Here is a 9,041-nt window from a genome sequence, read left to right on the forward strand (position 1 = left end):
AATATCGCGGCAAGAAGGTCGTGGTCATCGGCTCCAACAACTCCGCCCACGACATCTGCGCGGCTCTGTGGGAGGGAGGCGCGGACGTCACCATGGTGCAGCGTTCCTCCACCCATATCGTCAAGTCCGACACGCTGATGGATATCGGCCTTGGCTCACTCTATTCCGAGCAGGCAGTGGAGAACGGCATGACGACGCGCAAGGCCGACCTGATCTTCGCCTCTCTGCCCTACCGGATCCTGCACGAATTCCAGATTCCGCTTTACGAGCAGATGAAGGAACGCGACGCGAAGTTCTACGAGGATCTGGAGAAAGCCGGCTTCCTGCTCGACTGGGGCGACGACGGCTCGGGCCTGTTCATGAAGTACCTGCGGCGCGGCTCCGGCTACTACATCGATGTCGGCGCCTGCGACCTCGTCATCGACGGCTCAATCAAGCTCAAGAGCGGCCCGGGCGCCGCGGTGCAGGAACTGACCCCCACCGGCGTGAAGTTCGTCGACGGCACCGAACTACCGGCTGACCTGGTGGTCTATGCCACCGGCTATGGCTCGATGAACGGATGGGCCGCCGATCTCATCTCGCAGGATGTGGCCGACAAGGTCGGCAAGGTCTGGGGTCTCGGATCCAATACCACCAAGGACCCCGGCCCATGGGAAGGCGAGCAGCGCAACATGTGGAAGCCGACGCAACAGGAGGCGCTGTGGTTCCACGGCGGCAACCTGCACCAGTCGCGCCACTATTCGCAGTATCTGTCGCTGCAGCTGAAGGCCAGGCAGGTCGGATTGCCAACGCCGGTCTATGGGCTGCAGCAAGTCCATCACAAGGGTTAGGTTCTAAGCCTGGAAGGCGCGGCTCCGGCCGCGTCTTCCATCTTTGTCATGCGCGGCTCACGCCGCCAGCACGACGCCCCTCGCCCTGGCCCAGCGCTCGAGGATCTTGCGCTCCTCCAGCGTATCGACGCGGTTGCCGAAACCACGCACCTGCACCGCACGGTTTCGCGGGTCAAGCTCGATTGTCAGCAACCGCTCCGTCTTGCCAAGCGCCTTGCGCCGCAGCGTCCAGATCGATGCGTTGCCGGCGATGCATTTGGCCGCGTAGGACGAGACGCAATGATGCATAGCCTGGCTCTCGGAGACGAGATCCTCGGCCGTCTTCAACTGGCGGATCGAGAAGTACTCGCCGCGCGCCTTCGCCTCTCTGGCCGAAGGCAGCCAGTCCCAGTCCTCGAGCGGAGAGCCCGCCCAGCCAGCGCCTTGCATCTGCTGACCTGGCCCCGCCGCGCGTCGGCGCATAGCCTCGATGCGCGCAACAGCGGCAAGGTCGCGGTGCCATCCCAGCATTTGCCGATGCAGGGATGCGAGTGTCCGCCCCTTCAGGCTGTAGGCGCGATCACGCCGATGCATCGCGCCGATGTAGTCGCACAGATCGTCGATCTCGTCCTTTGAGGCAGGATGCTGGCAGAAGAAGCGTATCACCTCGCGCCAGAAGACGAGTTGGCTTCGTGCCGTGCGTGCGATCTTGGTTCGGGCGAATCGTGCCGCCAGTCCAGGATCATCCGTATACGAACGGGCGATGGCGTACCAGAACGCCTCCTCGAACGAGAAACCGCCGGCCACGTTGACGAAGCAATGCACCTCCTTGCGCGACAGCCATTTGCTGGCGCCAGCCTTGTAGAGCGACTTGCCGCCCGCGACCGCGATGTACCATCCCTTGCGCAGCTTGATCTCCTCGGCATCCAATCCGGAGCTGTCGAGCCAGATGGCTTCGAGCGCAGCCGGGACGGGATAGAGGGCAAACAAATAGCGCGCGGCCGCCAGCCGCAGCCGGGCGCGGTCGCGCGTCTTCAGCTTCGGACGCCAGAGCTTGCCGTCCCGGACGGCCATGCCAAATCCGCGATGCGCCTCCTCGATCGCCCGCTCGAAATCCGGAGTGGGACGCGGAGCGAGAGAGACCCGCTGCAACGATGCTTCGTAGGCTTTAGTGCGCTCGCGCTCGGCATCCTGCCGGCGCTGGATCATGGACTTTGCCATAACCGTTCTTCCTGATTGGAACCCTGTCAGCCGCACGCAATTCCAGCGTCGGCACGGAACGTGACGATCTGGATTGGCGGATCATTGACAGGTCTCCTTCAGGAAGACGGGTTAGCAACGGGCGGCTCCTTTAGGCCCGATACGAGTTTGTTGCAAGAGCCGATCCTTCAATACTTTGAAGGGACCGGGCGAAGTGTTGCAAGGAAACATCTCTAGTCTTCGGTCGGCCGCCATTACCGGCAGAAGCTTTGACATCTCACTGGATTGTTTCAGCCAATGGCCCGGGTCACGCTGCCTTTTCCGCCGCGAACTTCCGCACGACGCGCTCCAGCAACGGCACGTAGTCGCGAAAGGCTCTGGTCTTCATATTGGCAACCTTGCCACCCTCGTCCCATATGCGGACGCGCACGGCTTCCTCGTGGAACGGGTTCCTGCGGAACTCGGCCACCTCCTCGGCGCTCATCGGCCCGCCTTGGAGCGAAAGCGTATGCACCGAAGCCGGCGAGAGCTTGCCGAAATAGGTCGGATCGGTGGCGCAGAGATAGCGCTTGGCCGAAACATGCAGCCGCACGCATTCGACGATGACCGGCGGGAAGTACGGTGCCAGCACTTCCCCGCCCGCCTCGTCGTGGTGCTTGTCCTCGACGTCATCGGGCGAATAGGTGCCGAACTCGCTGGTGTAGTGGCCGATGTCATGCAGAAGCGCCGCCGCGACCAGTTCCTCCGGCGCGCCATCCTCTTCGGCCAGCCAGGCGCCCTGCAGCATGTGCTCCGACATGGTGACCGGCTCGCCGAGATAGGATTCGGCGCCGCGCCGCTCGAAGATATCGGCGATGAACTCGACGATGTTGCCGGTGTTCAATTCGTTCGGGCTCATTCCGCCGCCTCCTTGAAACCGTGCTCGATCGCCGCCAGCGTCGACAGCAAGCCGTCCTTGTCGGCGTAGCAGCCCTGCAGCCAGCGCTTGCCGCTGCCTGAGAAAGCCTTGCGGGCATGCATGACGCGCGTGTTGTCGACGATGAAGGATTGTCCTGCTTCGAGCTTGAAGGTGACTTCGAAAGCGGGGTCCTCGATCAGTTCGGCAAACCGGCGGTAGGCCCTGTAATAGGCGTCCATGTCGGCGAACGGCACGTCCACCGTAGGTGCCAGGGACCGGTTGTTGAAGCGAATGCAGATGAGTTCGCCGTCAGGCCCGAGCTCGATCATCGGACGCTTTGACTGCAGCCGCACGCCGGACGAGCCGGCATATTCGAAGCGCGCCGGATAGGAGGACAGCAGTCGGAAGCCCTCCGGATCTTCATCCTGCAGCGCGGCTGCGACAGCAAAGCCATCGACGACGCTGGATTCCCCGCCCTCCACCGTGTTCTCGATGCAGGCCAGGATCTGCAGCGTCGGCACCGGATCGCGGTAGGGATTGTCGGTGTGCGCCTGCAGGCCGAGATTGGTATAGGCGAGATTGTTCGGATTGACCTCGGCGCGCACTTCGAACCAGCGCCCGTAATTGGTTTCCCTGATATAGCCGAAGAGGTCGGCTACCTTGCACAGCGAGCCGGATTCGGCCGGCAGACCGTCCATGACGGCAAAGCCATAGGTCCTCACCGCCGCCAGCCATTGCCGCAGCACGTTGCCGTCGCGGTTGGCTTCCGCATAGTCCGCGCGCGGCACGGCATTCTGCATCGTGGCCTTGGTCCAGCGTTGGATGTCACTGCCTGTCCAGCCCCGGCCATCATTCGCCTCGCGGTCGTAGGTGTGGGCACGAAGCCACGCGGCCGGGAAGCTCGCGGTCTTTTTCTCGGGCAGGAAAGTGACCTCGAGCGTATCGCCCTTGATCAGCGCCGAGCCGATCCGCGTCGCGGCCGGAATGTCGAGGATGGTGATCAGGCGCTGGCCGTTGCCAACGCTGCGTGTCTTGTCGTCCAGCGCGTTGTCGCGCAGCCACATGGCATGGAAGCGGGTTCGTGCCCCGCCCTCCCAAACTAGTTCGATCGTTCTTCCTTCCTCGCCGATGAGCGCGTGGGTCAACATGGAAATCGCGTCCTGTGTGTTGCAGCCCGTGATCTGCTCCACGGGTTTCCATTGCATGCTGACGCGTCCCTAGGCATAATTCAAATTATCATTTTTTGGCCAATGGGGTGGAAATTGTAATGGCTGGCAGAACCCTGGATGCCTTGCCTCCACTCGACTGGTTGCGCAGCTTCGAGGCCGCGGCACGGCTGTCCAACTTCACCGCCGCCGCCGGCGAGCTTGGCCTGACGCAGGCCGCCGTGAGCCAGCACATACGGGTCCTCGAGGAACGACTGAGGACGCGCCTGTTTTCCCGGCTGGCGCGCGGCGTCGTGCTCTCGCCGGAGGGCGCCGCCTATCTGCCCCACATCCAGTCGGCATTCGCCACCATCGGCAACAGCACCGCCGAACTGTTCGAACCTCGCGCCGTCCAAACCGTGACGATCCGGGTGCCGATCTCCTTCGCCTTGCTGGTGCTGGTTCCGGCCCTGCCCGATCTCGCCAGGGCGTTGCCGCAAATCCAGCTCGATGTGGTGACGATCCATCGTCCAACCGACTATGACCAGCCGGGCTCGGTGCTCGATATCCGTTTCGGCAACGGCTCCTTTCCCGGGCGGGACGCGGACCGGCTGACCGTCGAGCGGCTCGTGCCGGTCGCGGCTCCGGCTGTTGCCGCCGACAGCGACTGGATGTCGTTGCCTCTGCTGCTGGTGGCCGGCGCGCGCGAGATGTGGGCCGAATGGTTCGCGGCAGCGGGGCTTGCCGGGCATGCCCGGCGCTCGCATCGCTTCGACAGTTTCGTCGCCGCGATGGAAGCGGCGAAGGCGGGCGCCGGAGTGCTGCTGGGATCACGGCCGCTGGTCGACCAGGCGCTTGCGGACAAGGCGCTCGTCAGGCTCTCCAACTTCGAGCTTTCCAGCCCTTCGGGGCACTTCCTGACGAGATCCTCCCCTTTGCGGCTGACCAGCGCGGAGCAGGATTTTCGCCAATGGCTTTTGGCGCGCATTGCCAGCACGCCGGATCTGCAGCGCTCGTCTACGGGGTCTGGCCAATCCGTTTCCAGTAGATGAGCGTGCCGGTCAGACCGCCACGCGGCTTCAACGCAAAATCCGGAATCTCGCCGGTCAGGGTGAAGCCGAGTTTCTCGTAAAGAGCCGCCGCGCCCTCTTCTCGCGCGGTGTCCAGCGCCAGCAAGGTCTTTCCCCTTCCGACGGCCAGTTCCTCGGCCGCCGACATCAGCCGCGTTGCAATTCCCTTCCCGCGATGATCGAGGCGGGTCATCAGCTTGGCGATCTCGGCGCGGTGGGGCTGGTTGGGCGGGAAGTCGAGCATGAGCGTGACGGTGCCGACAAGCACCTCGCCGGCCCATGCGCCCAGCACCACCCTTTCGCCCCGCGCCGCCGCGGCGAGCGACTGGCCCCAGAAGTCGCGCGCCGCATCGGGCGACAGCGGATGCATGAAGCTCACCGACCCGCCCGCGGCGACGGTTTCGATCAGCAGGTCCGCCAGCATTGCGCACGTCGCCGGACTATCGCCCAACGCGTTGATTTCAAGTGAGTTCATGCGGCCTCTCAGGCAATCGTGTTGGAGACTGTCATTCGAAATGACTGATGCGCTTGCGCCGCCGCGCGCGGCGGATTTCGGCGATCCGACCGGCGTCGCTTTCGCTGAGGTGGCGTCCGCGCTCCAGGATTTCGAGCGAGTATCCCTCATAGGTCAGTCCGAGCCGTTCGGCCCTCTCCAGACGCATCAGCATGATTGCTTGGCTCGGCGCCTTCCACGCCTTGTCGTGGGCGGCCCGCCAAGCGAGGAAGATGTAGGCGTCGCCCTTGCCCCAGGGCGGCCCGTCGTAATCGTCCAGCGGCGGCCCGCCATTGTGCGAGCGTTTCGGCCGGCGTGCCATCCGGTCAGCCCCTGACCAATGCCACGAGATATTCGGCAGCTTCCGGCCCCGGCGCGTGGAACATGCAGTCCGACGGCGCGCCGAGGGCCAGGCAATCGCCAGGTTCCAGCCTGTGCACGACATCGCCTTCGGTGAAGTCGAGCCGACCGCCGATCAGCCATATCTGCTGCTTGATGAAGGCGTAGGACGCCGCCGGGAAGCTCACCTTGGCGCCCGCCGGCAGGCTGACCCGGATCAGTTCGAGCGGCATCTGCGATGCTGGCGATAGATGCCGCCTGACATAGCCGGTCGCCGGGTCCTGCCAGAGCGGCTGCTCGTCCTTGCGCGAGAGTCCTCCGCCTTGCGTTTCGGCGCGCGCGATAAGCGTCGAAAGCGTCATGCCGAAAGCCGCGGCGATGCGTACCAGCAGCGCCGCGGTCGGGCTGGTCATGCCGCGCTCCATGGCGCTCAGCATCGCTTTTGAGACGTCGGAGCGCTCGGCGAGTTCGGCCAGCGACCACCCCCTAAGCGCCCTTTCGGAACGTATCCTGCGACCGATCGTAATCGTGATATCATTCGATATATCGTTCATTTGTCCAATATATCGAAATACCGGAATTGCGGAAGAGGCTATTCGATCGAATTTTCGCGGGCGGCTTAAGGCTGCCTACACCATCCGACCTCACGCGACCTTAACCCCGACTGGCTAGGTTCGACGCTCCAGGGGAACGGGACAGGCCGCCTATGTTTGTTGAACGCGAAGCCTCGGCGGGCGAACCGACCTCGCAGGAGCGCCGCAACGCCTATCAAAGCGACAAGCGCATTCTGGGCAATGTGGTTCAATGCGACGGCGCGCGCGCCACGATCAGCGCCTATGCCGAGGATGCCGACGGCACCGTCACCGGCCAGTGGACGGTCGGCAAGATGATTTCCATCAATCTCGGCTCGACGCGCACGGTCGGTCTCGTCTACGCGATCGGCAAGTCGGATCGTGCCTGGAGCAGCGAGGGACAGAACCACATCGAGGTCAGCATCGAGTTGATCGGCGAGGTGCGTGACGGCGCGGAGCCCGGCGCCAAGCCGGTCTTCGACCGCGGCATCACCACCTATCCGCATATCGGCGCCGTCGCGCACCGTATCCGCAGCCGCGACCTGCAGGCTGTCTACGACCTTGCCGGCCGCCACTCGGTCACCATCGGCTCACTGTCGCAGGACGAGGCGATCGACGCCAACATCGCCATCGACGACACGCTGGCGCGCCACTTCGCCATCGTCGGCACGACAGGCGTCGGCAAGTCCACGGCGGTCTCACTGCTTTTGCGCAAGTCGATCCAGGCGCGGCCGGATTTGCGCGTGCTCATCCTCGATCCGCACAACGAATTCGCCGCCTCGCTGCCGGAATATTGTGTGAGGGTCGATTCCAAGACGCTCGACCTGCCTTTCTGGATGTTCAGGCTGGAAGAATTCGCCGAGGTGCTGTTTCGCGGTCGCGAGACGGTGCCGGAGGAAATCGACGTCCTGCGCGACCTGATTCCGGCCGCCAAGAACCTTTATCGCAATCCAAGTTCAGGAACCTATATCCGGCGCGGCAGCGATGCGCTGACGGCTGACACGCCTGTGCCTTACCGCATCGCCGACCTCATCAAGCAGATCGACGAGCGCATGGGCCTGCTCGAAAGCAAGAACGACCGGCCGACCCTGAAGTCGCTGAGGACACGCATCGAATCCGCCGCGGGCGATCCGCGTTATCGTTTCATGTTCAATTCGCGGCTGATCGAGGACACCATCCACGAAACGATTGGCAACATCTTCCGCGTCCCCCACCATGGCCGCCCGGTGACCTGTTTTGAGATGGCAGGCATGCCGTCCGAGGTCGTCAATTCGGTGTGTTCGGTGCTGGCGCGCCTGGCCTTCGACCTCGCCTTATGGAGCGAGGGGCGGCTGCGGCTGCTCCTGCTTTGCGAGGAGGCGCACCGCTACATGCCCGCCGATCCGCGCCTCGGCTTCGCGCCGACCAGGCATGCTTTGTCGCGCATCGCCAAGGAAGGCCGCAAGTATGGCTGCTATCTCGGCGTCGTCACCCAGCGCCCGGGCGAGCTCGACCCGACCATCCTCTCGCAGTGCTCGACTTTCTTCGCCATGCGGCTCGCCAACGAGCAGGACCAGGCGATCATCAAGTCGGCGATCGCCGACTCCTCGGCCTCGACGCTAGCGTTCCTGTCCTCGATGGGGCAGCGCGAAGCCATCGCCTTCGGCGAAGGCGTGGCGACGACGATGCGGCTGAAATTCGAGAAGCTGGCGCAGGAATTCATCCCGGGCACCGCGAAGCGCGAACAGACCGAGCCCACGGAGGAAGGCAATGATGTCGACCTCGCGGCGATCGTCGAGCGGCTGCGCAACGTGCCGAAACCGCAGCAGTCCATGGCATTCGCCGAAACGGTGGATACGGGCCGCCAGGCCGGCGACCCGGATTACCGCAAGCCCGCCGCCCAGCGCATGCCGCCGGACGAGGATTTCGACACACGCTACGGCCTGAGGCCCTCGACCTTCGGCATACGCCAGCAGAACGATTAACTCGAACTGCGCAAGCACAGCCAAATTCCGAAAGGGAATTCATCAGGCCGGATTGAATGACGTGGCTATCGAGAAGCCGGAGCGGAGCGGACGTTCAGTCCGTGAGCACCGGAAGTCGAGAAAGCCGCGTCAGTCGGCCGGCCTCATGAATTCATCTTCGGAATTTCAGGCGCAGACGCGGTTGCGGCCTTGCTTCTTCGCCTCATAGAGCTGGCGGTCGGCGCGGCGGTAGAAATCCTCAGCACTTTCCCTGCGGTCCCAGACAGCGAGACCGACGCTGGTCGTGACCTTCAGCGTCACGTTGCCCGACAGGATCGACATGTTGGCGACCGCCTTGCGAATGCGTTCTGCAAATCTGGCGAGCAATTCCGAATCCATGTTGGGCGTGACCACGGCGAACTCCTCACCGCCTAGACGCGCCACCACGTCGTGGTAACGCGTCATGCTCCTCAGGCAACTGGCGACGGCCCTCAGCACCTCGTCGCCGACATCGTGGCCATGCGTGTCGTTGACCTGCTTGAAATGATCGAGATCGAGGATCATCAGCCCCA

10 protein-coding genes are annotated in these 9,041 nt (G+C 63.8%); 3 read left to right on the plus strand and 7 right to left on the minus strand.

Annotated features, from left to right (window positions below; translation table 11 throughout):
- Positions 1-830: NAD(P)/FAD-dependent oxidoreductase (locus Q0L57_RS32690; protein WP_296747227.1), on the plus strand; the 830-nt coding region annotated here is incomplete at its 5' end.
- A 57-nt stretch (positions 831-887) separates the two neighbouring features.
- Here the strand turns inward: Q0L57_RS32690 and Q0L57_RS32695 are convergent.
- From Q0L57_RS32695 to Q0L57_RS32705, 3 genes are all read right to left on the minus strand, one after another.
- Positions 888-2,030: a PcfJ domain-containing protein gene (locus Q0L57_RS32695; protein ID WP_296747228.1), complete on the minus strand. Its 1,143-nt coding sequence runs from the start codon at positions 2,028-2,030 to the stop codon at positions 888-890.
- Positions 2,031-2,316: 286 nt separating this feature from the next.
- Complete coding sequence (locus Q0L57_RS32700; RefSeq protein WP_296747229.1) at positions 2,317-2,907, minus strand: HD domain-containing protein; 591 nt, start codon at positions 2,905-2,907, stop codon at positions 2,317-2,319.
- Positions 2,904-4,112 carry a gamma-butyrobetaine dioxygenase gene (locus Q0L57_RS32705; protein ID WP_296747230.1) on the minus strand — a complete coding sequence of 403 codons (1,209 nt, stop codon included), beginning with the start codon at positions 4,110-4,112 and terminating at the stop codon, positions 2,904-2,906. The genes Q0L57_RS32700 and Q0L57_RS32705 overlap by 4 nt, the downstream gene beginning before the upstream one ends.
- A gap of 62 nt (positions 4,113-4,174) precedes the next feature.
- Between Q0L57_RS32705 and Q0L57_RS32710 the strand changes: the two genes are divergently transcribed.
- Positions 4,175-5,104 (plus strand): LysR family transcriptional regulator, encoded by a 930-nt coding sequence (locus Q0L57_RS32710; RefSeq protein WP_296747231.1) that lies wholly within the window; start codon positions 4,175-4,177, stop codon positions 5,102-5,104.
- Here the strand turns inward: Q0L57_RS32710 and Q0L57_RS32715 are convergent.
- The 3 genes from Q0L57_RS32715 to Q0L57_RS32725 are packed head-to-tail and all read right to left on the minus strand — an operon-like array spanning position 5,070 to position 6,508.
- Positions 5,070-5,597 carry an N-acetyltransferase gene (locus Q0L57_RS32715; protein ID WP_296747232.1) on the minus strand — a complete coding sequence of 176 codons (528 nt, stop codon included), beginning with the start codon at positions 5,595-5,597 and terminating at the stop codon, positions 5,070-5,072. The genes Q0L57_RS32710 and Q0L57_RS32715 overlap by 35 nt on opposite strands.
- Before the next feature lie 31 nt (positions 5,598-5,628).
- Complete coding sequence (locus tag Q0L57_RS32720; protein ID WP_296747233.1) at positions 5,629-5,937, minus strand: hypothetical protein; 309 nt, start codon at positions 5,935-5,937, stop codon at positions 5,629-5,631.
- A gap of 4 nt (positions 5,938-5,941) precedes the next feature.
- A complete protein-coding gene (locus Q0L57_RS32725; RefSeq protein ID WP_296747234.1) occupies positions 5,942-6,508 on the minus strand; it encodes an XRE family transcriptional regulator in 567 nt (188 codons plus the stop codon).
- Positions 6,509-6,660: 152 nt separating this feature from the next.
- On the opposite strand from Q0L57_RS32725, the gene Q0L57_RS32730 reads away from it, so the two are divergent.
- Positions 6,661-8,490: an ATP-binding protein gene (locus Q0L57_RS32730; RefSeq protein ID WP_296747235.1), complete on the plus strand. Its 1,830-nt coding sequence runs from the start codon at positions 6,661-6,663 to the stop codon at positions 8,488-8,490.
- A 165-nt stretch (positions 8,491-8,655) separates the two neighbouring features.
- Here Q0L57_RS32730 and Q0L57_RS32735 read toward each other — a convergent pair.
- Positions 8,656-9,041, minus strand: a 386-nt coding sequence (locus Q0L57_RS32735) for a GGDEF domain-containing protein (protein WP_296747236.1), incomplete at its 5' end; no start/stop codon positions are given.

This window comes from Mesorhizobium sp., assembly GCF_024509055.1.
GTDB lineage: Bacteria > Pseudomonadota > Alphaproteobacteria > Rhizobiales > Rhizobiaceae > Mesorhizobium.

Bases quoted from the DNA above. Each gene is read 5' to 3' on its own strand.
- Q0L57_RS32695 (WP_296747228.1), bottom strand. From the start codon at position 2,030: ATGGCAAAGTCCATGATCCAGCGCCGGCAGGATGCCGAGCGCGAGCGC.
- Q0L57_RS32700 (WP_296747229.1), bottom strand. From the start codon at position 2,907: ATGAGCCCGAACGAATTGAACACCGGCAACATCGTCGAGTTCATCGCC.
- Q0L57_RS32705 (WP_296747230.1), bottom strand. From the start codon at position 4,112: ATGCAATGGAAACCCGTGGAGCAGATCACGGGCTGCAACACACAGGAC.
- Q0L57_RS32710 (WP_296747231.1), top strand. From the start codon at position 4,175: ATGGCTGGCAGAACCCTGGATGCCTTGCCTCCACTCGACTGGTTGCGC.
- Q0L57_RS32715 (WP_296747232.1), bottom strand. From the start codon at position 5,597: ATGAACTCACTTGAAATCAACGCGTTGGGCGATAGTCCGGCGACGTGC.
- Q0L57_RS32720 (WP_296747233.1), bottom strand. From the start codon at position 5,937: ATGGCACGCCGGCCGAAACGCTCGCACAATGGCGGGCCGCCGCTGGAC.
- Q0L57_RS32725 (WP_296747234.1), bottom strand. From the start codon at position 6,508: ATGAACGATATATCGAATGATATCACGATTACGATCGGTCGCAGGATA.
- Q0L57_RS32730 (WP_296747235.1), top strand. From the start codon at position 6,661: ATGTTTGTTGAACGCGAAGCCTCGGCGGGCGAACCGACCTCGCAGGAG.